The 25,790-nt window shown below is 39.2% G+C and carries 18 protein-coding genes; 14 read left to right on the top strand and 4 right to left on the bottom strand.

Features of this window, described 5'->3' with window-relative positions:
* Positions 1-30: 30 nt before the first annotated feature.
* The 9 genes from ACYIB7_RS13535 (at position 31) to ACYIB7_RS13495 (ending at position 9,966) form a co-directional block, all read left to right on the top strand.
* The gene (locus tag ACYIB7_RS13535; protein ID WP_480337429.1) at positions 31-900 is read left to right on the top strand and encodes a DUF1573 domain-containing protein; all 870 of its coding nucleotides are present in this window, start codon (positions 31-33) and stop codon (positions 898-900) included.
* 188 nt (positions 901-1,088) lie between these two features.
* The gene (locus ACYIB7_RS13530) at positions 1,089-1,331 is read left to right on the top strand and encodes an NVEALA domain-containing protein (RefSeq protein ID WP_099464430.1); all 243 of its coding nucleotides are present in this window, start codon (positions 1,089-1,091) and stop codon (positions 1,329-1,331) included.
* Between the two features lie 83 nt (positions 1,332-1,414).
* Entirely contained in the window at positions 1,415-2,527 is a 1,113-nt protein-coding gene (locus ACYIB7_RS13525) for a 6-bladed beta-propeller (RefSeq protein WP_099464429.1), read from the top strand.
* 12 nt (positions 2,528-2,539) lie between these two features.
* On the top strand, positions 2,540-3,550 hold the full coding sequence (locus ACYIB7_RS13520; RefSeq protein WP_480337428.1) for a TolB-like 6-bladed beta-propeller domain-containing protein: 1,011 nt from the start codon (positions 2,540-2,542) through the stop codon (positions 3,548-3,550).
* A gap of 30 nt (positions 3,551-3,580) precedes the next feature.
* Positions 3,581-5,587, top strand: coding sequence for a hypothetical protein (locus ACYIB7_RS13515; protein WP_480337427.1), 2,007 nt, complete (start codon positions 3,581-3,583; stop codon positions 5,585-5,587).
* 513 nt (positions 5,588-6,100) lie between these two features.
* Entirely contained in the window at positions 6,101-6,343 is a 243-nt protein-coding gene (locus tag ACYIB7_RS13510; protein WP_480337426.1) for an NVEALA domain-containing protein, read from the top strand.
* A gap of 168 nt (positions 6,344-6,511) precedes the next feature.
* Positions 6,512-7,516, top strand: coding sequence for a hypothetical protein (locus ACYIB7_RS13505; RefSeq protein ID WP_480337425.1), 1,005 nt, complete (start codon positions 6,512-6,514; stop codon positions 7,514-7,516).
* Positions 7,517-7,636: 120 nt separating this feature from the next.
* On the top strand, positions 7,637-9,559 hold the full coding sequence (locus tag ACYIB7_RS13500) for a hypothetical protein (RefSeq protein ID WP_480337424.1): 1,923 nt from the start codon (positions 7,637-7,639) through the stop codon (positions 9,557-9,559).
* Positions 9,560-9,738: 179 nt separating this feature from the next.
* On the top strand, positions 9,739-9,966 hold the full coding sequence (locus tag ACYIB7_RS13495) for a hypothetical protein (protein WP_103982728.1): 228 nt from the start codon (positions 9,739-9,741) through the stop codon (positions 9,964-9,966).
* On the opposite strand, the gene ACYIB7_RS13490 is transcribed toward ACYIB7_RS13495, so the two are convergent.
* The gene (locus ACYIB7_RS13490; protein ID WP_099464415.1) at positions 9,961-11,556 is read right to left on the bottom strand and encodes a DUF6377 domain-containing protein; all 1,596 of its coding nucleotides are present in this window, start codon (positions 11,554-11,556) and stop codon (positions 9,961-9,963) included. The genes ACYIB7_RS13495 and ACYIB7_RS13490 overlap by 6 nt on opposite strands.
* A 251-nt stretch (positions 11,557-11,807) precedes the next feature.
* On the opposite strand from ACYIB7_RS13490, the gene ACYIB7_RS13485 reads away from it, so the two are divergent.
* From ACYIB7_RS13485 to ACYIB7_RS13465, 5 genes are all read left to right on the top strand, one after another.
* Entirely contained in the window at positions 11,808-13,658 is a 1,851-nt protein-coding gene (locus ACYIB7_RS13485) for a glycoside hydrolase family 13 protein (RefSeq protein ID WP_480337423.1), read from the top strand.
* A 196-nt stretch (positions 13,659-13,854) separates the two neighbouring features.
* Positions 13,855-16,029 (top strand): glycoside hydrolase family 97 protein, encoded by a 2,175-nt coding sequence (locus ACYIB7_RS13480; RefSeq protein WP_480337422.1) that lies wholly within the window; start codon positions 13,855-13,857, stop codon positions 16,027-16,029.
* Positions 16,030-16,071: 42 nt separating this feature from the next.
* The gene (locus ACYIB7_RS13475) at positions 16,072-19,098 is read left to right on the top strand and encodes a SusC/RagA family TonB-linked outer membrane protein (protein WP_480337420.1); all 3,027 of its coding nucleotides are present in this window, start codon (positions 16,072-16,074) and stop codon (positions 19,096-19,098) included.
* 14 nt (positions 19,099-19,112) lie between these two features.
* Entirely contained in the window at positions 19,113-20,735 is a 1,623-nt protein-coding gene (locus ACYIB7_RS13470) for a RagB/SusD family nutrient uptake outer membrane protein (RefSeq protein WP_103982723.1), read from the top strand.
* A gap of 34 nt (positions 20,736-20,769) precedes the next feature.
* Positions 20,770-21,801 (top strand): SusE domain-containing protein, encoded by a 1,032-nt coding sequence (locus ACYIB7_RS13465; RefSeq protein WP_480337418.1) that lies wholly within the window; start codon positions 20,770-20,772, stop codon positions 21,799-21,801.
* A gap of 194 nt (positions 21,802-21,995) precedes the next feature.
* On the opposite strand, the gene ACYIB7_RS13460 is transcribed toward ACYIB7_RS13465, so the two are convergent.
* Genes ACYIB7_RS13460 through ACYIB7_RS13450 form a run of 3 tightly spaced genes read right to left on the bottom strand, consistent with a single transcriptional unit; the run spans position 21,996 to position 25,762 of the window.
* Positions 21,996-23,348, bottom strand: a complete 1,353-nt coding sequence (locus tag ACYIB7_RS13460) for a TolC family protein (protein WP_103982721.1) — start codon at positions 23,346-23,348, stop codon at positions 21,996-21,998.
* A gap of 13 nt (positions 23,349-23,361) precedes the next feature.
* Positions 23,362-24,465 carry an efflux RND transporter periplasmic adaptor subunit gene (locus ACYIB7_RS13455; protein WP_103982720.1) on the bottom strand — a complete coding sequence of 368 codons (1,104 nt, stop codon included), beginning with the start codon at positions 24,463-24,465 and terminating at the stop codon, positions 23,362-23,364.
* A gap of 37 nt (positions 24,466-24,502) precedes the next feature.
* The gene (locus ACYIB7_RS13450; RefSeq protein ID WP_103982719.1) at positions 24,503-25,762 is read right to left on the bottom strand and encodes an ABC transporter permease; all 1,260 of its coding nucleotides are present in this window, start codon (positions 25,760-25,762) and stop codon (positions 24,503-24,505) included.
* Positions 25,763-25,790: the final 28 nt, after the last annotated feature.

Raw genomic sequence — 25,790 nt, 5'->3', positions numbered from 1 at the left:
GTTATCCTTTCCGAGTCAAACAATATAATTATGAAATACCAGAATATAATACTATTAATCATTATATCCTTTCTTTATCTTTCCTGTAAGGATAAGAAGAAAGAGACGATAACGCAATTGGTGGAGTATTGGCAAGGACGAGAAATTATGTTTCCTGCCGATATGGTTTTTACGCGCTATATGGAAGATACGATAGACTATAGAATATCAAGGAATAACTATAAACTACTTGTATATGTAGATTCTATTGGCTGTACAAGTTGCAAACTACAATTACCTAAGTGGAAAGAATTAATAGTCAAGGTTGATTCTATAACTGGCGGTCAGGTGCCTTTTCTTTTTGTTTTTCATCCAAAAGATTTGAAAGAAATACGTTATATCTTAAAAAGAGACAGATTTAATTTTCCTGTTTGTATAGATAGGGAAGATAAGCTTAATAAGCAAAATAACTTTCCTTCTGATATAACTTTCCAAACTTTTTTATTGGATCAAAATAATAAAGTTGCAGTAATCGGAAATCCAGTTTATAATCTGGCTGTAAAAGAATTGTACTTGAGGCAACTATCAAAAGATGTGCAAATCGACAATAAACAGATCATTACAACAGCAAAAGTAAATACTTCAGAAGTGAATTTAGGCGAGTTTCAAGTTGGAGATACAAAAAAGACTGATTTCATCGTAGAGAATACAGGAAGTAGTCCTTTGGTCATACTTGACACCAGCACTACCTGTGGTTGCGCCATTGCTACATTCGATAAACATCCTGCCAAACCGGGAGAGTTACTTCATGTTACTGTTGAGATGACTCGCAAAAATTCCGGCATGTTCGACGAAACCATTATGATAAAATGTAATACGGAGCAACCGATACAGTTGAAAATAAGGGGACAAACTCTATAATGAAAAAAAGGGAAGAATGCCCGCAGATTTGTGAACGCTAAAGCAAACTTCCCCGATTGTCTCCACCTAAAATAGAAAGGAGGTGATGGCACAAAAGTAAGAAGAATTTAAGAATTGTAAATTTTTTTATCAGAGAACAGTAGACTAAAAAATTAGTAGATTAATAAACTTATAAACAAAAAAATATCATGAAAAAGAAATTATTCGGAATCGCTATAGTTGCAATGATTGCGATAGCAGCAGCATGGAATGTGAATGAAAATAAAAATGAAATCACATTATCTGATTTAACTTTAGATAACGTGGAAGCGTTAGCAAGTGGAGAATATGATATTCCTGGAACATGGTATATTTATATGAGTTGGGAAGGGGGCTTTGGAAATACACACTTACAAAAAACATGTACTGCTGGAGGAACTAGTGTATGCTAGAATCAGTCTAAAGCATAAATAAATTAAGTAATAAAGAGAGAATGTTTATTTAGCATTCTCTCTAAAAATCAAATATCTAAGTTATGCTCAAATATTCAATTATATTGATAGTAATATCTTTTTTTGCATGCTCTGAACAAAAAACGATACAAACTAACACGATTGTCATTAATGACAATAACAATTTTTCTATCAAAAACATTTTAGACTACCAATTTATACCTCTTGAGACAACAACAGAGTCTCTTTTGTCAAGTATACGAGATGTGAAAATATATGATAATAAATTATTTATACTTGATGGTAAATTGTCTAGAGTACTTGTGTTTAATACCTCTGGCAAATTTATTGCTCAGATTGGCTCTTTGGGCGAAGGTCCAAATGAATACTTAAATGTCTGTACATTCCATCTTGATTCGATTGCGCATGTAATAACTTTAGCTGATGCTGTTTCGTGTAAATTACTACATTATCAATTAAATGATTACAAGTTGATTTCAACACAAAAAACAGAGTATTTTCAAGAGTGTGCATGGTTTTCCAATGGGGATATTGCATGGTATCTTGGAAATGGATTTGAAACAGAAAAAAGAATATCATATTACATAAAAATAACAGACAACAAACTAAACCATATACAATATTTACTCCCGGTTGATTTTTCTATACAATATGGAGTAGCAGCAGGAAGTTTTTTCTATCAAAATGGCGGAGAGATATTTTTAAACATACCATTTAAGTCTACTGTTTATCATATTACTTCTCAAAAGGCAGAAGAGCACTTTACGATAAATCTGGGTAATCATAAATTTGCACCTTTAGATTGGCTTAAAAAAGAAGCAAGCAAAAATTATGCAAGTGCAATAATGACTTCTAACTATATTTCTGCTTGCAATATAAAAGAGACGAAAAACTACATTAGTGCTTGTTTTTATGCTAAAGGAGCAAACGGGTACATTTGTTTTTATAATAAAAATACACAATCTAGTTGCAAATATAGCGGTACTGATTTTATTAAACTGACAGGCCTGGTTGGAATAGGGCACATAAAAAGCGTATATAATGACTACTTTATAACAGATATTAGTGCAGGAGCATTAAAACGAAATTCCATTTCACGACAAGACTTACAAGAGATAGCTAAAAATATAAATGAAGAAGATAATCCCGTATTATGTTTATTTAAACCGAAATAACATCATTGTTTTATGAAACACATTTATTTATTAATAGGGACAGTATGTATATTCTTTATCTCTGCATGTAACCATCCATCCGGAAATTTAGTCATTAATACAAATGTGAGGTTACTAGACAATAGTAGTGTGCTGTTTACCAAAGATTGTAACAGTTATTTATATGACATTCAAATAACTGATTCTTATATCGTGGTACTAGATAGTAAAAGTGATTCAGTGATGCAAGTCCATACACTGAAAGATTCTCAACCTGCAGATATATTTTGTTTAAGGAATGGAGATAATAATCGATTAATATCGCCCCAATTTGTGCAATCAGATTATCGTAGTAAAAATGTAGGCAATCAACTCAGTGTAGTAGATAATGGTATTTATTTAAAAGATATCAAACTGTCTAATACTGGAATAAATATTAATAGTATAATCTTGGATAGAAGACTTCGCAAAAGTGTGGATTATAATATTACTTCGAAAGAGATTTATGCTGTACCTATAACAGATTATAAAAAATTCTGCTTTTATTTCTATAATTCAGATTCTGGATATTATTGGGTGGATACTCCTCCTGCTATAATAAAAGATATGCCAAAAGTTTCTATGGCCCTGATAAATAATTTATGCGTAAACGAAACTTCAAAATCTATTGTCTCAGCCTTTCGTTTTACAAATTATGTCACATTCTATGATCTGCAAGGTAATATTAAAACCAATTACAAATTTGGGGAACAGACATTTATCCCTTTTCAGTCTGAAAATAAAATAGACGTAATAAATAGTGTAAAATGTTTTACATCTATTTATTCTACATCTAAATATGTATACTGTCTATATGATGGCTCGACTGATTTTACAGCTTCATCAAAAATTCTTGTCTTTAAATGGAATGGCAAACATGTAAAAACCTGGCAAGTTGATCGTAATCTACGATGTTTGGCAGTAGATAAAAACAATCGTTATCTTTATGCTATATCTTCTAATCCGGCAGGAGGACAAGATATTTTAAGATATGCTTTAAAATAAGTATAACCTTTTAAATCAAAATAGACATATATGTACCTATTCAATGTTTCAGTTTATTTGTTAAGTTCTATTCTATTTTGTTCTTGCCATTTCAATAGAAATAAACAGCTGGAAGAAGCCCTATCCTTATCATCAACCAATCGGATAGAGCTTGAAAAAGTCATATCGCATTATCAAAAAAAACCTTTAAAACAAAAAGCAGCTATTTTCTTAATCGAAAATATGCCACAATATTACTCTGTTAGTCAGAACGAAGATGAAAAACTGGGTGATTTGTACAACCGTCATGAGGCTATTTCCCAAAAATATAATTGGGAAAGGCCAAAAGAATGGGAATTGGAAATTGACAGTCTGACAGATGAAAACAGGTCACGTTATTTTCTCTCATCTAAAATAGAGAAGGATATAGAAACAATCAAAGCAGACTGGCTAATCAGACAAATAGATCTAGCCTTTGAGGCATGGCAGAAAAATGCTTATACCAAGAATCTTCCTTTTGAAACGTTCTGTAATTTCATTTTACCCTATCGTTTCAAGAATGGAATAATTCTGGATGATTCCAGAGAAAAATATTATAAAAAATATGGAAGCCTATTTCAAGACAGTAGCAGAACTTTCATTGAAGCAACCGATTCTTTATTATACTTATATAAAGATATTTTTTTCAATTATTATCACGGAGCCAGTATTCCTATCTATAGTGTAAAGACTTTGGAAAAAATAAAATACGGACAATGCAGCGACAAAAGCTGGCATAACTCCTTATTACTGGCATCTATGGGGATGGCAGTTTGTACAGATTTCGTTCCGGCCAGAGGGAACCGCAATAATCCGCATACATGGAATACGCTTATTGTGAATAATGAAGCCTATCCATTTGAACCTTTCTGGAATGATGATAAATGGAATTATAAAGTAATCTTCAACAATAAAGCATACGATAAAGCATGGGGGAAATTCAGACTGCCCAAAGTATACAGACAGACCTTCTCTGTGAACAGGCAAGGCCCTCTGTTTGACAAACAAGTAAAAAGAAAAGAAATACCGGCTTTATTCCGGAATCCCAGACTAATGGATGTATCTTATCAATATTTTGATACGGCAAACATTACCATACCCCTTCCCCCTTCCGTTGATCCGGAAGAACAGTATGCCTACATTTGTGTGTATGGTTATAGAGATTGGATTCCGGTTCAATGGGGGAAGATTAATGACAAGCAAGTTTCATTTAAAGGCATGGGAAAAGATATTGTTTATATTGCCGGACTTTACAAACACGGACATATAAAACCCATCTGTAATCCTTTTTATCTTTCAGATCAAGGAGAAATTACATACCTACATCCATCCGGGCAAAAAGGGGATATATACACCAGGTCTATCGGGTGTTTCTGGGAAACAGAGGATAAAGTTAAGGCATTACACCCGCTTATAGGTTCCGTAATTACCGGTATCCGTAAAGATGGGAATCAGATCGATACACTAGGCATTATGGGCGATTTAACTGATATGTGGGAAAACCATATCGAAGTAGACAGTCCGCACAAATATAAATCAATAGAAATTGAAATGCCCTCCGATACACTATCTTTATGTGAAATTGCATTCTTCACTAAAGACAACAATAGTGAAACTAGACGGATTACGAATGTTACATTAGAAACAGAAGTAATACCTATAAACAAACAAGAATCCATATCTATGTTAACAGATAATCGATCAGCCACCGGTCTAAAGGCTATCTGTAAAAAGAAAGGTACAAAAAGAATTCGGTTTAATATGCCGGAAAACTATATCACCGGTATTGATTATATGCCTTATACCGTCAGCCGGATGCGTCCGGATTGCAAATACAAACTATACTACTGGGATATTGGCTGGCTCCCTTTTAATGAGCAAAAAGGGAATAACGATATTCTTATTTTTAAAGATGTTCCAATGGGAACTCTGTACAGAATAGAGAATGACTCCTTTCAACTCCAAAAGAACATGGAACGCATATTTATGTATGAAAACGGAATAATAAGATGGATGTAGAAACAGTTAAGTTGATCCGAAAGACGCCTTGATAACCCGGATAACAACTCATTTATCATAGCACTATTGCAGGAGAAGGCGGAGGTACTGCATATTGTTTAGGAACCGGTTCTTTGGATTGTTATGGATTTAAAGTTGAAAGGATTGACTATTTTAGTTTGGATTACGAGTAAAATTCAAGAGATAGTTTATTGGTTATTTAAGGAACAAGTTTACTTGCTGATATGCCACCTAAAGCGTTCGGCATGTTCGACGAAACCATTATGATAAAATGTAATACGGAACAACCGACACAGTTGAAAATAAGGGGACAGGCTCTATAATGAGAAAAAGGGAAGAATGCCTGCAGATTTGTGAACGCTAAAGCAAACTTCCCTGATTGTCTCCACCTAAAATAGAAAGGAGGTGATGGTACAAATGTAATGAAGAATTGGAGTAATATATAACTCTCTCTTTCGAAGAATAGTAGATTTAGAGACGATGAGTAATAAATAAAATATAAATTAATTTGTTATGAGAAAAAAAATAATAGGAATAAGTATTGTAGTGATAGTTGCTGTTGCTGCAGCTTGGAATGTGAATGCAAGTAAGAGTAATGTAACGTTGTCTGATATGACTTTGGATAATGTGGAAGCGTTGGCTTCAGGAGAGAGTAGTGGTGATTTTACAGCAACAACAGGTTGTATTGCTGTTTGGTATTCTGCATCTTGTTATGGTAAAGATGGTCAAAACCATTCATATGCAATTCGTCAATAATATGTAAATCAGCGAAGTGATGTGAAGGTTAATTTAAAATCTAGCAAATATCAACGTGTTAGTTATATATATTTACGAAGAGAGCGAATTGCTCTGTAATGATGTAAATTAATAAAAGGGTGGTTCTGAAAAGCTATTTCAAATCACCCTATTAAAACTAAAAACAAAATGAAAATATATAAAGCCTTGCTTCTTGTGTTTATACTTTTAACCGCATGTTCAAAAAATAAAACAACAGAGATAGAACGAAGCACAATAGCAGTAGATATTGTAAGCCGGGATCTTGAATCTGCAATGCCCGGGCAGTTGATACGAACTGAAAACTTTATCTTATGGACAGACCCGTTTAATGCAGAGAACGTAGTACACGTATTGGATCCGGTTAATGGGGATGATATTAAACAATTTGTTTCTGTAGGGGGAGGCCCGTACGAGTTTTCTACACCTCAACTAATGAGTTATCCGGATAACTGTCTTTACGTATATGATCTAAATGCGGATAAACAAATTGTTTTCTCTCTTGATAGCGTTGTGCAAAACAAACCGGGTATATTAAAGGCCACAACGCAATCTTTAAAAAATATCACAAGCATCATTCCGCTGAATGAACAACAGTTCATTTATTTTAATCCGGCACAAAAGCAACCTTTTACTTTTGTATCTAAAGGACAAAACGACGCTTTCGGGAAGCTCCCTTTTCTGGAAGAGGTAGATGATTCTTATGCTTGTTTTCAAGGCCAGGTTATGTATCACCCTAAAAGGGAATGCTTGGTATATACAACATTTATGTTCCCTTATGTCGCAGTATATCAGAAAAAGAAGAACAGATTTGATTTGTATAAAGAGTTGTTGGCTACCGATGAATGTTCAGTGTCGCAGGGGAAACTATCTTATAATAAGAAGGAGAGGGGAGCCGGCGATTTGGCTTTGACTTCCGATTACATTGTAACATTGGAACGGGATAGAAAGGTGGATCAAACGGATGAGCAGACCGTAGGGCGCGATTTTACAAAGCTTCCCCATACCGTATTCTTATATGACTACGACCTCAATTTGGTTAAGATTCTGGATCTGGGTATGCCCATCCTGCGTTTGGCAGCCTCTCCTCAAAACAACCAACTCTATGCGATTGGCCTTAATCCTGATTTTGTGCTAATAACATTTGAATTATGAATTCTTGTCAATAATACGTAAATTATGAAAAAAATCATCCTTGACAGAATTATATAAGTATCAGAGATTGGTTTTGTTTATCTTTAACCTGTGATTATAATTAAGAAAGGTTCGAAAAGTATGCAAATTAGTAATATATACAGATACTTCATTTTTATCATTATTGCGGGTTTGTTGTCTTGTTCTTCTGAAGAAGACAAGCGTTTGGTAGCAGCGTTGAAGTTTGCAGGTGATAATCACATAGAGTTAGAAAAGGTGTTGACACACTATAAAGATGATACTTTAAAGTTGAAAGCTGCCCGTTTCCTTATCGAAAACATGCCGCAGCACTATAGCCTGGAGATTCTGCATGCTGATGAGTTGGAACAGCTAAAAATAAAAACAGTTAGAGAAAACAAGCTGGACCAGGGTGATGCCTATCGCATAGTAGAGATACAGAATAAATTGTCAAAAGCGCGCAAAGTATACGATTGCCAGGTTATTAAAGCCGACTATCTGATTGAAAACATAGACTTTTCTTTCAAAGTCTGGCAGGAACGTCCTTGGGCTAAATATTATTCATTCGATGATTTTTGTCGAATGATTTTGCCTTACCGTATAGAGCATGAACCATTGGCATCGTGGAAGAAAGAGTATTATGAACGTTTTTCGCCTGTACTGGATTCTTTGTACCAGGGCACAGATGTGATAGAGGCAAGTAATGCACTTTCTGCTTTTCTTGGGAAAGAATGGCTTCCTAATAACCTGTTGATGCCTTTTGAGTTGCCTCGTTACCGAGCTTCTTTTTTACTACGAGAACGGTTGGGTGGTTGTAAGGAAGTTGTCGACTTTGCTATTTATGTTTTACGCTCATTAGGAATACCTGCAAATCTAGACATGCTTTATTTCTATTATGATTTGTCTTTTACTCATTATTGGGTGTCTGTTAAGGATACGACCGGCCAATTAGTTACAACTGATTTTGATATTAAAGGCATAAAACGAGGAAGAAATGATGATGATATTCGCCCCAAACGGAAAATATACAGGCAATGTTATGCAGAACAATCTGCTAGTTCTGCAAAAGGAATCGGATTCCGAGGACTACATAAGATTATAGAGAATAATTTGATTCAGGATGTAACGGCTGAATATTATGGAGAAAATACGCTGTCAATAGAAATTCCTCATATGGAAGGCGAACAGAATCTTTATTTATGTGCTTTTGGGCGTAAAGGTTGGGTTCCGCAGGCGGTTGCTCCTATAGAGAAGGGAAAAGCCGTATTTAAGAATATGGGAACCGGTTTGTTGTATTTTTCGGCAACATATACGAAGGAGGGCCTGAAAACCACAGGCAACCCTTTCTTCTTCAACGGACGCGCTTTGCATTATTATACGCCGGACACTTCGCAGATGCAGACCGTCAGACTCATTCGCAAAACACCTTTGGCAACCCGGATAACGGCTCATCTGGATAATGTGCTCGATGTCTCTATGGTGTGTGCAAGGAATGCAGCGTTTGAGCCTTCTCTCCTGCTTCATAAAATAACGGATACCATCCGGACGAATTATAATGTCGTGCAGATTCCGGACATGAAGTTCAGGTATGTACGCTGCACGGCTTCTCCAGGCAAGAAACTGGAGTTTGCCGAGCTGGCGTTTTATGCCGACGATAAGATGGAGCACGAGTTGCCTTATCTCTTCCCGGATAAGAAGCTCCCCGCTGAGGTTAAGAACATAAAAGACAACGACCCGCTGACATTTTATACGGCAGAGGAAACAGGCAGTTCGCTGTTGCTCGATTTCTCAAAAGAGGTCACGGCAAAGAAACTCATGTTTATTCCCCGGAATGATGACAACTTTATCCGCATAGGAGATGAATATGAGTTATTTTTTTTTAATGGTGATAAAGGCTGGACTTCATTGGGAAAACAAATAGCGGAAACGAATTATTTGTTGTATAATGTTCCTCGAAACGCTGTTCTTTGGTTAAGGGATTTAACGCGGGGACAAGAAGAAAAATTATTTATTTATAAAGACGGGGAACAAAAGTTCTATCTTTAAGTAAAATATAGAATGTTTATAGCTCTTAAAAAGGAGTCTCTTTTTTGTGTGTATTTATAATAGTTAAAATAATACGAATATTTCGAAACTGTAAGAGTAATAATGTTATAATAATTCTTATATTGAACAGCATTATTCAGGTATGAAAGTAAAACTATGATTCTTTTAGAAAAAATATTGTGTTTCTATTTATTCTGATTTGTATTGGCTGTACTCAAATGCGGGATCAATATATTTTGTATCAGCCTCAGGGGAAGTTAAAAGGTGCTGTAATATTATCTTCAAAAGAAAATTTAAATGTTTTTTATGATATAGCTGTAGTTGGAGATTACATAGCCTGTTTGGACTTTTTTAATGATGGTATTTTACAGATATATGATAATAGTTTATTTCCTGAATTTTTATAATCTCATTACATCACGTTCGAATGTTTCTTTGTTATTCAGAGCTTTGTTACGCAATTTACTACGGTAATTATAGATGGTGGCGAGTGAGTAACCAAGAAAGTGAGCGATTTGATTACTATCGGTTATACCAAGGCGGATTAATGCAAAAATGCGAAGTTCGGTTGTGAGCAATTCTCCTGACTTAGGGTATATATGTGCGTCTTTTTCCAGCAGTTGATTAAAGGCCGATATGAAATGAGGGAATAATTCAAGAAACGACTTGTCAAACTCCATATAAAAAGCCTTACGTTCATCCCGCAGGAACTGTTCTGATTTGATGGCTTTAAACAAGTCTTCTATTTTTGATGCCATTGCCAGTTTGGCTAGGGAACGGCGGTAAGATTCCAACTTATCTAAATAAATAACGCAACGGTCTAAATATCGGGCGATGTACATTTCTTTGATTTTTCCGGTTTGTTCTAATTCTTTATTAACGGTTCGCATTTGTTTGTTGGCAATACTTAGGTCCCGACGCATGGCCGACAGCTTTTTCATCCAACGGTATAGATAAAAAATGGCGGCAATCAGGAAAAGTGATAACAAACTCACAGAAATGAGTAATGCACGTGATATGGCACGTTTTTTTTCTTCTTGTAATTTGTAGGCTTTGTCAATAATAGGGAAAAATTTAGTGACTTCAATGAATCTTAAACGTGCGTTGCATGTTACGGCATCTTCCATTGAACAAGTGAGGTATTTGTATGCGCGACTGGTATTATTTTGTTCATATACTTGTAATGCCAGTTTCTGCAAAGATGCATATTCTTTGACGGACGACTGTAAATCTATTATGGCTGTTTGTGCAAGAAACTGAATTGTTTTTTTCGTATCTTTTTTTACTTCAAAGGCTTCGGCCAGCGTATAATATATAAATCCTTTTTGGCGATTGTCGGAAGCTGTATGCAATGCACGTTCCAATACGATAATGGCGGAATCAGGATTTCCGTTTATAATCATTTTCTCCGCTCTTACAATATCCCTGTCTACACCGGGCTTGACTGTGGCTATAATGGAATCCCGGTATAAATCGGTTTTTTGTAAATACTTTATTTTCTCTTGCTGACTGGTTGTATAATCTGCCATCCAACCGTAACAAGCTCTTGATGTATGATAATAATAAATCAACTGAGTGGTATCTAGCTGTAATGGTTTTATCTGGTTTAATTGTGCAAAAGCTTCGTTGTACATTCCCATAACTCCCATAACTTCTGCTTTGTTAATGATGATTTCATTTTCCAATTCGGGATGGTTTAAAAAGGGCAATATATTTGCTTTTTTTTCTACGTAACATAAAGCTGAGTCTGCCTGATAATGTAAGTATGCATTGAATAAAGTACCGTATAGATTGTATTTTTCCATGTTATCGGAAGAACGGAAAAGACGTTCTTTTAAATCCTGAATCTCTTTTTCTTTTTGAATATGATAGGATGATTTATGGATAATAACGCTGTCCATACATCTTAAAATCGGTTCATTTTCATCCACTATGGAAAAAACTGAAATTGGAAATGAGCAGAACAGAAAAATAAGGTAACAGATTGAGTTTTTCATACGGCGTTTGTTTATAATAACACTACTATACAAATATATAGGTTTATGTAATTAAAATGAAATATTTTATACATATTTTTTTTCATTTGTGTTTATATTTTTTATTGGTTTTGTTGACTGTTTTATATTGAATGTCAGATGGATAAATGCTATTTTGATTTATATATTTTTTTTAATTCCCAAAAAATGCATGTCAACCTTCTATTTTTGTCAAAATAAATTCTTTGTTAAATATTTTAATCTATATACACATGAAAAAGACGCCCAGACTTATTTTTACTTTACTATTTATGGGACTGTTTCAGGCACTATCTGCTACAGTTGTTAAAAAAGTAGCTCCAGCCTGTTGGTGGGCTGGGATGAAAAATCCAGAGTTGCAAGTGTTATTGTATGGAGATAATATAGCATCTGCCGATGTCTGTATTTCTTCAAAAGATATTATACTGAAAGAAGTTGTTAAACAGAAAAATCCTAATTATCTACTTCTCTATATGGATTTGGCGGATGCGGTTCCGCAAACTTTTGATATTACGCTGAAACAGGATAAAAAACAAATTGTTGTTCCTTATGAAATCAGGCAACGTAAAACAAAAGCTGCAGAAATAAAAGGCTTTAATAGCAGTGATGTGCTTTATCTGATTATGCCGGATCGTTTTGCCAACGGTAATCCTTCTAATGATATTGTACCGGGAATGTTAGAGTCAGTGGTAGACCGTAAAAATCCATTTGCCCGTCATGGTGGTGATCTGAATGGTATCGAAAAACATCTTGACTATATTTCTAATTTGGGTGTTACAGCAATTTGGCTCAATCCGATACAAGAAAATGATATGAAAGAAGGTTCATATCACGGATATGCCATTACCGATTATTATCAGGTAGACCGTCGCTTAGGAAGTAATGATGAGTTTCGTATATTGGTGGAAAAAGCTCATGCTAAAGGATTGAAAGTGGTTATGGATATGATTTTTAACCATTGTGGCAGTGAGAATTACCTATTTAAAGATATGCCGTCAGAAGATTGGTTTAACTATAAAGGACAATATACGCAAACCTCGTTTCAAACAATAACACAGTCTGACCCGTATGCATCCGACTATAGTAAAAAGCTGGCTATAGACGGTTGGTTTACGGAAGTGATGCCAGACTTGAACCAGCGTAACCGCCATGTTGCAACTTATCTGATCCAAAGTAGTATCTGGTGGATCGAATATGCAGGAATCAATGGTATTCGCCAGGATACGCATCCGTATGCCGATTTTGATATGATGTCTCGCTGGTGTGAAGCTGTAACCCTTGAATATCCCGATTTTAATATTGTAGGTGAAACGTGGCTTGGCAGTAACGTTCTAGTTTCTTATTGGCAAAAAAACAGTAAACTGGCGGCTCCGCGTAATTCAATGCTTCGCACTGTGATGGATTTTCCTTTGATGACGCTGATGAACAGGGCTTTTGATGAAGAGACTACCGATTGGAACGGTGGGCTGTTTCTTCTGTATGAATATCTTTCGCAGGATATTGTCTATGCGAGTCCGATGGATTTGCTGATCTTTCTGGATAACCACGATACCTCTCGTTTCTATCGGAAAGAAGACGATACCAGAAATCTTAACCGGTACAGGCAGGCTCTTACTTTCTTGCTGACAACAAGGGGTATTCCTCAAATCTATTATGGAACAGAGATTTTGATGGCAGCAGATAAAGCAAATGGAGATGGATTATTGCGCTGTGATTATCCCGGTGGTTGGCAAGATGATTCGAAGAACTACTTTGATGCGGCAAGCCGTACCCTGCTTCAAAATACTGCATTTGCTTATATGCAAAAACTGTTGCAATGGAGAAAAGGCAATGAAGCAATTACTAAAGGTTCTCTAAAGCACATAGCTCCTAATAAAGGTATATATGCTTACGAACGGAAATTTGGAGATAAATCGGTGGTTGTATTTCTGAATGGTAACGACCGTAAGCAGACCATTGGCCTTGCTCCTTATCGTGAAATATTGCCAAGGACATCTGCAACCGATATTATTAGCGGAAGAAAAGTGGAATTAGGAGAAGAATTAGATATGGAAAACCGGGGCGTATTGGTTTTGGAGTTCTAAATTATTTCATAGAAACTTATATTTATTGAAATCTTGATTTGATATAATTGATTGTTAAATAGCAAGATGTGATGATGGCCCATTTATATTTTTATTCTTGTCTCTAGTAATAAATAATTAAGCAATTACATTTATAAAATTAGAGAGAAAAAAGATTAGTAGTTGTTGGCTAATTAGTTTAATACAATAAAAAATTATGAAAATAAAAAAGAATCTTTCTCTTTCTGTGTTCTTGTGTATTTCGTTTATAGCAGGTGCACAACAGAAGTTGATTTCGCCGGATGGTAATTTGGAAATGACTTTCCAATTGAATAAAGAAGGCTGTCCGGTCTATGAATTGGTTTACAAACAAAAGCCAGTTATCAAACAAAGTAAATTAGGGTTGGAACTGACGGAACAGGATGGTGATAAGTCTGTTGCCAAAACTAATATGATGAATGCTTTTGAAATAAAGGACATCCAAAACTCCACTTTTGATGAAACCTGGAAACCAGTCTGGGGGGAAGAAAAAGAAATCCGCAACCATTATAATGAGATGGCGATTACACTGGATCAACCAGTAAATGATCGGTGCATGATTGTCCGTTTCCGTTTATTCAATGATGGTTTGGGATTCCGCTATGAGTTTCCTCTGCAAAAAAATCTTAATTACTTTGTAGTTAAGGAAGAACATACACAGTTTGCTATGGCAGGTGACCATACGGCGTTTTGGATTCCGGGTGATTATGATACACAGGAATATGATTACACTACATCCCTTTTGTCTGAAATACCTGGATTGATGCAAAAAGCTGTTACTTTTAATACTTCGCAGACTCCTATTGGGCCAGCTAGTGTGCAAACGGCTCTTATGCTGAAAACCAGCGATGGACTTTATATCAATTTGCATGAAGCAGCTTTGGTTGATTATTCGTGTATGAATTTGACTCTGGACGACAAGAACCTAATATTCGAATCTCATTTGACACCGGACGCACAGGGTAACAAGGGATACCTGCAAACTCCGTGTACTTCTCCCTGGCGTACAATTATAGTAAGTAATGATGCTCGTACTATTTTGGCTTCTCGTATCACACTAAACTTGAATGAACCTTGCAAGCTGACGGATGTATCTTGGATCAGGCCGGTGAAATACATTGGCGTCTGGTGGGATATGATTACAGGCAAAGGAACCTGGGCTTACACAGACGAACTTTCCAGTGTCAAATTGGGGCAAACAGATTATTCCAAAACAAAACCGAATGGTAAGCATTCTGCTAACACTGCCAACGTAAAACGGTATATAGATTTTGCAGCAGCTAATGGATTCGATGCTGTATTGGTTGAAGGTTGGAATGAAGGTTGGGAAGATTGGTTCGCTAAAAGTAAAGATTATGTTTTTGATTTCGTAACCCCTTATCCTGATTTTGATGTAAAGGAAATACATCGCTATGCGGCTTCCAAAGGTGTTAAGATGATGATGCACCACGAGACTTCCGCTTCTGTTCGTAATTACGAACGCCACATGGATAAGGCTTATCAATTTATGGTAGATAACGGGTATAATTCCGTAAAAAGTGGTTATGTAGGAAATATCATCCCACGTGGCGAACATCATTACGGACAATGGATGAACAACCATTACTTGTATGCAGTGAAGAAAGCTGCCGATTATAAAATAATGGTCAACGCACATGAAGCAACCCGGCCGACAGGGCTCTGCCGTACTTATCCCAACTTGATCGGTAATGAGTCGGCTCGTGGAACGGAATACGAATCGTTTGGCGGAAACAATGTAAATCATACGACGATTTTGCCGTTTACCCGCTTGATCGGAGGGCCGATGGACTATACTCCCGGTATCTTTGAAACACATTGTAATAAGATGAACCCAGACAATAATTCACAGGTACGTTCTACATTAGTTCGTCAGTTGGCGCTTTATGTAACAATGTATAGTCCTTTACAGATGGCTGCTGATATCCCTGAAAACTATGAACGCTTTATGGATGCTTTCCAGTTTATTAAGGATGTTGCTATTGATTGGGATGAGACGAAATATCTGGAAGCCGAACCGGGTGATTATATTACCATTGCCCGTAAAGCAAAAAATACAAACGACTGGTATGTGGGATGTACCGCAGGGGAAAACGGACATACATCTAAACTCTCTTTTGATTTTCTGGACCCGGGCAAACAGTATGTTGCAACTGTTTATGCCGATGCAAAAAATGCAGACTGGAAAAACAATCCGCAGGCTTATACTATCACGAAAGGCGTGCTGACAGATAAGAGTAAACTCTCTTTACGTGCTGCCAGTGGAGGAGGTTTTGCCATCAGTATTAAAGAAGCTAAAAGTAAAGCTGAAGCAAAAGGACTGAAAAAATTATAATCGGAGATCTGAAATAATATGTTTAACTTTAAATTCATAAACATGAAAAGTAAAATTCTATTCATGCTAATCATGAGTCTGCTCTTTTCCGTAAGCATGTTTGCCCAGCAAACATTTATTAAGGGGATTGTGAAAGACGCAACCGGCGAACCGGTTATTGGTGCCAACATTGTAGTGAAAGGTACGACCAACGGAACCACAACCGACATGGATGGTAACTTTCAGCTAAACGCAAAGAAAGGCGATATCCTTGTCATCTCTTTCATTGGTTATCAACAGCAGGAACTACCGGCGACAGCTTCGATGATCATTACGTTAAAGGATGATACACAAGTACTGCAGGATGTAGTTGTTATTGGCTACGGACAAGTGAAGAAAAATGATGTTACGGGGTCGGTAATTGCTCTTGATGCTGACAAAATGGTAAAGGGTGCAGCTTCTTCGGCAACAGATATGTTGACTGGTAAGGCTGCCGGTGTCAGTGTTGTCAGCACAGGCGGTGCTCCGGGTGCAGGAGCAACGATTCGTATTCGTGGCGGTTCTTCCATGTCTGCCAGCAATGATCCGTTGATCGTAATTGATGGGGTGCCAGTGGATAATACGGGTATTGACGGTATGTCCAACCCGTTGTTAACGGTTCACCCAAGCGATATTGCTACATTTACGATCTTAAAAGACGCTTCTGCAACGGCTATTTATGGCTCTCGTGCTTCTAACGGTGTTATTTTGATTACTACAAAGACCGGAAAAGAAGGTAAAATAAAAGTAGGCTATAACGGGACATTTTCTGTCAATACCCGTGCCGGGAAAGTGAATGTGATGGGTGCCGACGAATTCCGTGATTTTGTGATCAGTAAATACGGAACTTCAAGCCCTCAGGCTGCTGCCTTGGGTGAGTACAATACGGATTGGCAGGATGAAATATTCCAAACAAGCCTTAGTACAGACCATAACATTAGCGTATCAGGAGCTGTTCCTCACATGCCTTACCGTGTGTCGGTTTCGTATACTACGGATAATGGTATTTTGAAGACTTCTAACATGCAACGTACAACAGGTGCCATTAACCTGAATCCGAACTTCTTCGATAAAAAGTTGAATATTCAGTTAAATGTAAAAGGTATCTATAATAAAAATCGCTTTGCAGATACAGGAGCTATCGGTTCTGCTACTCAGTTTAACCCGACGAAACCGGTTTATGCAACTTCTAATCTTCCATTTGGCAATGGATACTACATGGATTATTCGGAAATAGAGAATCCCGACGGGTCAATGTCTACCACTCCGATCGGTATTGCCATTCCTAACTCATTATCGCAGTTGGAAGAAAAATTTGATGAATCGGACGTATACAGAAGCATTGGTAATGCACAGATAGATTACCGCTTCCACTTCCTCCCTGACTTAAGAGCCAATTTGAACGTAGCTTATGATGTATCTAAGAGTGATGGCAATAAGGTAATCCTCGATAACTCTTCTATCAGCTATAACACGGGCAACTATAAAGCAGGCTGGGGTGAAAATGAACATTATTATCAGTTGAAACGTACGCACCTGTTGGATTTCTATTTGAATTATGCAAAAGAATTCGGCATTAACAATATAGATGTAATGGCCGGTTACTCCTGGCAGCATTTCTATTCGAAGACTGAAAATGCTTATCCCTATTCTGCCGCAATGGCTGAAAAAGAGGGGAAGACGGATTATAAAGACAGTAAAAGCTATGAAACAGAAAGCTATCTGGTATCCTTCTTCGGACGATTGAATTATACATTGCTAGGTCGTTACTTGTTGACATTCACGCTGCGTGATGATGGTTCTTCTCGTTTCAGCCAGGATAATCGTTGGGGTGTTTTCCCTTCTGCTGCTTTAGCCTGGAAAATGAAGGATGAAACTTTCCTGAAAAATGTTTCCGTACTTTCTGACTTGAAGCTTCGTTTAGGTTGGGGTATTACCGGACAGCAAAACCTGGGTAACGGCGATTATCCTTATATGGCCAGATACCAATATAGCAAAGCCGGTGCCAACTACTTCTTTGGCGATACAAAAGTAAATTTGCTTGCTCCGCAAGCCTATGATGCAGACTTGAGATGGGAAGAAACAACAACTTGGAATGCTGGTCTTGACTTTGGTTTCCTGAATGGTCGTGTCACGGGTAGTTTTGATACTTATTTCCGTAAGACCAAAGATTTGCTGAATAAAGTAGCTGTTCCTGCAGGAGCTAACTTTAGCAACGAATTACTGACTAACGTAGGTGAATTGGAAAATAAAGGTTTTGAAATTACCTTGAATACACATCCGATCGTAACGAAGGACTGGAGCTGGGATTTGGGATTCAACCTGTCTTATAACAAAAACAAGATCACGAAACTGACTATTAACGACGATCCGAACTATGTCGGCGTTAAACATTCGGGCATTGACGGTGCAACCGGTTATACGGCGATGATTCATCAGGTAGGTCGTCCGTTCAACTCCTTCTACGTATACGAACAGGTTTACAATGCGGAAGGCAATCCGATCGAAGGTGCTTATGTGGATCAGAACAATGACAATAAGATCGATGAGAAAGACTTGATCTGTTTCAGAAAAGCTGCTCCCGATGTATTTCTGGGTTTGACTTCACAGCTCTCTTATAAGAAATGGGATTTAGGTTTTGGCTTACGTGCCAGTTTCGGCAATTATGTTTATAACAATATCCAGTCCAACCGTGAAGCTTGGGGCGGATCGCAGATGTACGATCAGACCGGCTTCCTGAAGAACCGTATCAAAGGTGCCGATAAGACAAACTTCCAGATTTCACAGCCTTTGTCAAGTTATTATGTACAGAATGCCTCCTTCCTCAGGATGGATAATATAACATTGGGATATACGTTCGATAAAATCTTTAAAGCAGGCCAGACAGCCCGTGTTTATTTAACAGTTCAGAACCCGTTCGTGATCACCAAGTATGACGGCCTGGACCCTGAAATCGGCAAGACAAGCACTACTGAGGATAATACAGGTATGGATAATAACATCTATCCAAGACCCCGCGTATATATGATTGGTTTAAACGTTAACTTTTAAAATATAGGACATCTATGAAAACATTAACATATAAACATATTCTTCCCGTAATGGTATTGGGCTTGACACTGAGCACAAATTCCTGTATAAACGATTTGGATACAATACCTTTGTCAAAGGATGAATTGGTGTCGGAAACGACCTTTGGCAGCGACCTGGCACCTTATACCGGTTCATTGGCTAAAATTTATGCCGGTTTCGTGATTGGCGGTAATTCCGGGGGCGATGCTGATCAGGACGTTGCCGGTATCGATGGCGGAAGCCAGGCTTCATTTCTTCGTTGTACCTGGAATATGCAGGAGCTGACAACGGATGAAGCCCATTGTGCATGGAACGATCCCGGCATTCCTGATTTCAATAATGTGACGTGGGGGGCTTCCAATCCATGGATCAAAGGTTCTTATTACCGTTTGTACTATCAGATCAATGTCGCCAATGCTTTTTTACGTGAAACGACGGAAGATAAACTTAGAGGACGCGGCTGTAGCGATCAGACAATTAACTCAATATTGAGTTATCGTGCTCAAGCCCGTTTTCTTCGGGCTTTAGCGTATGCTTATACTTTGGACTTTTATCGCAATGTTCCGTTTGTGACGGAAGAAGGTAAAATAGGCAATGTCTTGCCCGAACAAATTATGGCGGCCGATCTTTTTAATTATATCGAAAAGGAATTGAAAGAATGCCAAGAAGGACTATCCGAACCTACGGTTGGTTTTAGCACCACTTACGGCGAAGCCAATAAAGCGGCAGCCTGGTCGCTTCTTTCACGCCTTTATCTGAATGCCGAAGTGTATATCGGACAGCCTAAATATACGGAGTGTATCGAGTATTGCAACAAAGTTATCAATGCCGGTTATGCATTAGGCTCAGATTATCTGGAAATATTCAAGGCTGACAACGACCATTCTGCCGAAATGATTTTCCCGCTTCGTTATGAGGGAGACCAGACGATGACTTGGGGTGGTATGACCTTCCTTTTGTGTGGCCTCGAACCAAAAGAACTGATGGACGAAATTAATGCAAAAGACGCCTGGCAGGGTGTTCGTGCCAAATCTTCTTTGTTGGCAACTTTTGAGAAAGAGAAAGCTTCTGACCAGGATTCACGTAAAGCGTTGCTGCATCCTGAACTGACAAGCAGCAACGAAATTGTAGATCCGTTCTCATTTAAAGACAATGGCATACCAACTGTAAAATTCTACAACGTCAATAAAGACGGTTCTCTGCCTCCAAGTAAAGAGGCATGGGTGGACTTCCCGATGTTCCGTCTGGGCGAAATTTATCTGAACTACGCCGAAGCCGTATTGCGTGGCGGTACGGGAGGAGACAAAGCTACAGCCCTGAAATATGTGAATGCCATCCGTGAGCGGGCTTACAAAGACAAATCGGTTGCTCCTATCACACAATCCCAATTGACATTAGACTTCTTGTTAGACGAAAAAGGACGTGAATTTTTCTATGAAGCTCATCGCCGTACCGACTTGATACGCTATGGCAAATTTACGGGAAGCGACTATTTATGGCCTTGGAAGGGAGGCGTTGCTCAGGGAACCAGCGTGAAAGATATGTACAAAGTATTCCCGCTTCCGTCTGACGACATCGGTTCTAACACAAATCTGAAACAAAATGACGGTTATTAATTCACAGTTTTTCAATCTTTAAATACAGATTATAATGAAAAAGATTCAGATATCATTAATTGCGTTTCTTAGTATATGGAGCTTGGCTTTCACTGCCTGTTCAGATACGACAGATCCGGTAATTGGAGCTACGACACCGGCTACTTTGGTAGCTCCTTCGCCCAGCGAGTTTGTGTTGGCACTTGAAAACGCGGATGAAACGATGACGATGTTAACCTGGAACAAAGCCGATTTTGGCGCTCAGGTAGCTATCACTTACGACGTGCAGATGGATATGGCCGGCAATAATTTTGAAAAGATGGTTTCGTTGGGTACGACCAATGAGACAAGTATGGCTATCAAAACAAGCGATATCAACAAGCAACTGCTGAATCGCGACCAGCCGGCCGGAGAACCGGCCTCTGTAGAAATCCGCGTTGTTTCTTCAATCGGAACATTGTCCGGATTGTCTAATTACGAATCGGGTCTGTCCAATGTGGTACAGCTGACTGTTACGCCTTATTCCGGGGAAAAAGTATATCCAATGCTTTATACTCCGGGCAACCACCAGGGATGGAAACCTGAAGCGGCCGCTCCTTTGTACTCTTTGAACAGCGATGGCATTTATTCCGGATATGTATATCTGGACGGTGAGTTTAAATTCACCAGCCAGTCTAACTGGGACGGTACCAATTATGGAGCTGGAGCAGCCGCCGGACAGATTTCGGAAACCGGTGGCAATATCACTGTCCCGGCCGCTTATTATTTTGCTAAAGTAAATACCAACGACTTGACGTATTCTCTCAGGCCGATGGCCTGGGGTGTAATAGGCGATGCTACTCCTACAGGTTGGGATAGCGACACGAAGCTTATTTATGATCCGGGCGATATGACCTTGAAGTTGGACATCAAACTGAAGGACGGTACGCTCAAATTCCGTGCAAACGATGACTGGGCAGACAATTTCGGAGGTTCGTTCGATAATCTGGTGGCAGGTGGAGATAATATCACCGTGACGGCCGGTTCATATACCATTGTGCTGGACTTTAGCAAGCCTGTTTATAGTGCCCGGTTGATAGCAAAATAACCCGCAGGGCACCCCGTAGGGGGTGTGCCAAAAGCAGGAGGTAAGGAACGCGTGTTTTACAGTCGTCAGAACACGAAGAAGGCCCTCCGTTTGTGGAGGTAACTCATCCGACAAGCTTTGGAGGAGATACAAAAGAAGGGACTGCCCGGCAAATGGCCGGGCAGTCCCTTCTTTTTTCTTGCGATGTATATTTACTAAAGCGTAATTGGAGTACCGTTGTAGAAGTCGAGAATTTTTGTGCGGAAAATAAAGTCGTACTTAGCCTGCGCCTGTTCGGCAAGGCTTTGGGCATACTTTGTTTTTGCTTCGTTGAATTCGAATACGGTACTTTTTCCGGCATTGTAGCGCTCTGAGGCATATTTGAATGCTTCCTGGGTTGCCAGGACCGACTTGTCCGACGAACGGTATTTCTCCTGAGCGGCAGTGGCGTCATAGAAAGCCTTTTGTATCTCTTTATAAAGTACCTTTTTGGTGCTTTCCATCATTAACTCGCGGTTGCGGATATTGATACGTGCCGAGCGCACATTGTTGCGCACCTGAAAACGGTTGAATAGCGGAATACTTAATGTAAAGCCTACTACTTTCTGTCCGTTTTGCTTCATCTGATCGCCAAAAGAAGGATTGACGATCTGTTCTTCCCCTCCGCTTTTGGTATGATAGTAACCATTGCTGTAGCTGGCTCCAAAGTTTAATTTCGGATAATAACCCGCACGGGCTACGTTGAGCATCTTTTTCTGGCTTTCCAGTAAAAATTCCTGTTGCTTGATCTGGGGCTTGAAGGTAACGGCGTTGGCAAAGATTTGTTCCGGTGGAACAATGCTTGACATGTTTGCTTCGATCACATCGTCTACTAACGGATTGGTGATGTCGAAACTTTTGTCTTCGCGCTCCAGCTCCAGGCTTTGTGCCAGATCGAGCAGTGCCAGGGCTACGTTGTTGCGTGCTTCGGTTAGCGTTACTTCATCTTTTGCAAGCTGTGCTTTGATGTCGTATAGCTGCGAAAGGGGTACCTTCCCGGCATTTACCATGGCTTCTGTTTTATTGATCTGTTCTTTGTCCAGGTCGACCTGCAGCAGGGCTATGTTGAGCAGTTCTTTATTATAGAGCACTTGCACGTAATATGATGCCACCTGTATGGAGATGTCCTCTTTGGCTTTGTTGAGGTCTTCTATGGCAGCTTTCAGATCCAGCTTGCGGGCTGCTATGTCATTGGGTATTTTCAATCCGTCGAAGATCGGCATATCCAGGTTGATCCCAACAGAAGAATTGGCTGCACTCTGGTCTACGATCAATCCTGATTTTGTACTCGAACGGCCAAACTGGAAACTTTGTCCCATATTGGCGTTTACTGCCGGGAGCCAGCTGAATTTACTGGTGTTCAGGTCTACCTTCCGGGCTTCCTGCTCTTCTTCCTTTTGTTTCAGGTCGATATTGTGCTCTATGGCGTACTGGATGCATTCTTCCAGTGTCCATTGCTTTTTAGTTTCTTGCGCTTGTATTCCCGAAGAAAGGAATAATGCGGCAACCAGGGGTATTATTTGTTTCATGTCTTTAGCTGTTTTATTTTTTATCTTCTATAGCAGCACCGCGTATTTTATCCTTTTCAGTCAGCCCCTCCTTAATCTCGATTTTGATACCGTCGGAAAGACCTACTTTGACAGGTTGTTCTTTAAATATTTGTTCCGGCTGTTCCTGCTTTACGATTTGAACGAAAGCAGAGTCTCCTCTGAATTGTACGGTACTTTCCGGTACGGTGACAACGTTTTCGGCACGCTTCAATACGATCTCGGCATTGGCACTGTAGCCTGCACGTATAAACGCGTCTTCGGGGATTTCGGCCGCAGCTTTAATTTCGAACATGATGGCTCCGTTTTCTTCTACTCCTTTAGGCGACACATATTCCAGCATAGCGTCGAACTTGCGGCTCTCCAATGCTCCGACCGTCAGTTTGATAGGCATGCCCTCGTGAATACGTCCTACTTCGGTTTCGTCCACCTTGCCTTTGAAGATCATATCATTCATGTTGGCTACAGATGCGATGGTGGTACCATCGTTAAAGGTGTTGGACTGGATAACGGAGTTTCCCACCTTGATAGGAACATCCAGTATCATACCCGTGATAGTGGATCGTACCTGTGTTGTGCTGGAAGCGGCGAATTTCTTTGAAATACCTTCGCGGATAATGTCCAGGGCATCCTGCGCATTATCAACTTCTTCTTCTGCTTTCTTGTAGTTGGCAAGAGAGGTCTGATAATCTTCTTTGGAAATGACTCCCTGGTCAAATAGTTGTTTATCGCGTTTGTAAGTTTCGTTAATCTGCTCCATGCTGATCTTTGCAACCCGTACGCGTGATTCGGCACTGTTCAGCTGAACCATTTCTGGGATAACCTTGATCTTGGCAATAATCTCACCTTCTTTTACCATCTGTCCGGCTTCCTTTAATACTTCGGAAATGATACCAGACATCTGGGGCTTGATAAGGACTTCGTCACGTGGTTCGACCTTGCCGGTGGCTACGGTTTTTGTCTCGACTGTATCTCTTTGGGGGGTTACTATTTCGTATTTGGTGATAACCGGCCGCGATTTCTGCCATAAGAAATAGAATGTACCGATAACAGCTACTCCAATCAGTACGAGGACTACGATTCTGACAATCTTTTTCATGTGATTTCTTTATTTTATTGTTTTATTTATTTTCAGTTTATTCTTCCCGTATAGCATCTATCGCTTTGATCTGCATTGCACGCCATGCAGGAATCAGTCCTGCCAGCAATCCGCTGAATAAAAGGATAATTGTTGCTGCTATTGCTGTATTGATGTTGATTTCCGGGTTTGTAAAGAATGTATCGCTATTGCTGCCTCCCGATTCCAATACCCGGTTTACCACATCCAGCAGGAACACGCCCAGTGCCAGCCCGATTAATCCTGCTAAAGCTGTCAGTACAAGACTTTCACTCATTACTTGTGTGATAATATTGGCTGGTTTGGCTCCAAGTGCACGCCTCACGCCGATTTCTTTTGTCCGCTCTTTTACCGTTACCATCATGATATTGCTTACTCCGATGATACCGGCAAGCAGGGTTCCCATACCAACCAGCCATACAAGGATGTCTATACCCAGAAACAACATATTGAATGTTTCCGCCTGTTTGGCTATACTGAAACTACCAACGGCTTGCGGGTCGGTAGGAGAGATTTCGTTTTGAGCCTTTAGCAGTGTTTTTACGTCATCCATGATCTTGTCGCATGAATAGCCGTCTTCGCCGGTGATACACAGAAACCAGAACTTGTCTCCGTTGTTCGTTACTTGCTGCAAGGTGCTGAAAGGAAGCATAACACTTTCTTCTGTGCGGCCTCCGATACTGGCACGTGGCTTGGCTTTTATCACGCCTACTACCTGGTAATAAATTCCGTTTACACGGATATATTGTCCGGTCGGGTCTTCGCCTGGCTTGAATAATACTTCGTAAACGCGGGTACCTATCAGGCAGACTTTGCGTTTTTCCTGAAGGTCTATTTCATTGAGTAAACGTCCGTAATAAATATGTTGTGTTTCGATATTAAAGTAATCCGGATATACGCCGCGTACGTTGTAACTTCCTGCTTTCTGGCCTTTCACTACATTATTGTTTCCCTGAGGCCCCCAGTGCATAGGGGAAATATATTTGATGCCTTGTACCTTTTGCTTGATGGCTTCGAGGTCGCGGTTGCGCATACTCCAGTTACGTCCTTTACGGTATCCTTTGTAAGGTTCGGCTGTACGGTCTGTGTAAAAAAAACAAGAATTGGTAGCGAAACCATTTACGTTTTTGAATATACCATTTTGCATTCCTTTACCTGAACCTAATAGTAATACAAGCATAAGGATTCCCCAGAAGACGCCGAAGCAGGTAAGCAAACTTCTTGTTTTGTTGCGGGTGATGGTGATCCATATCTCTTGCCAGCGGTCTATATCAAACATGATTCTTTCGTATTGAATGATGAATTAC

Source organism: Parabacteroides sp. KHUB-03 (assembly GCF_056640975.1).
This window is presented reverse-complemented; position numbering and strand designations above follow the sequence as displayed.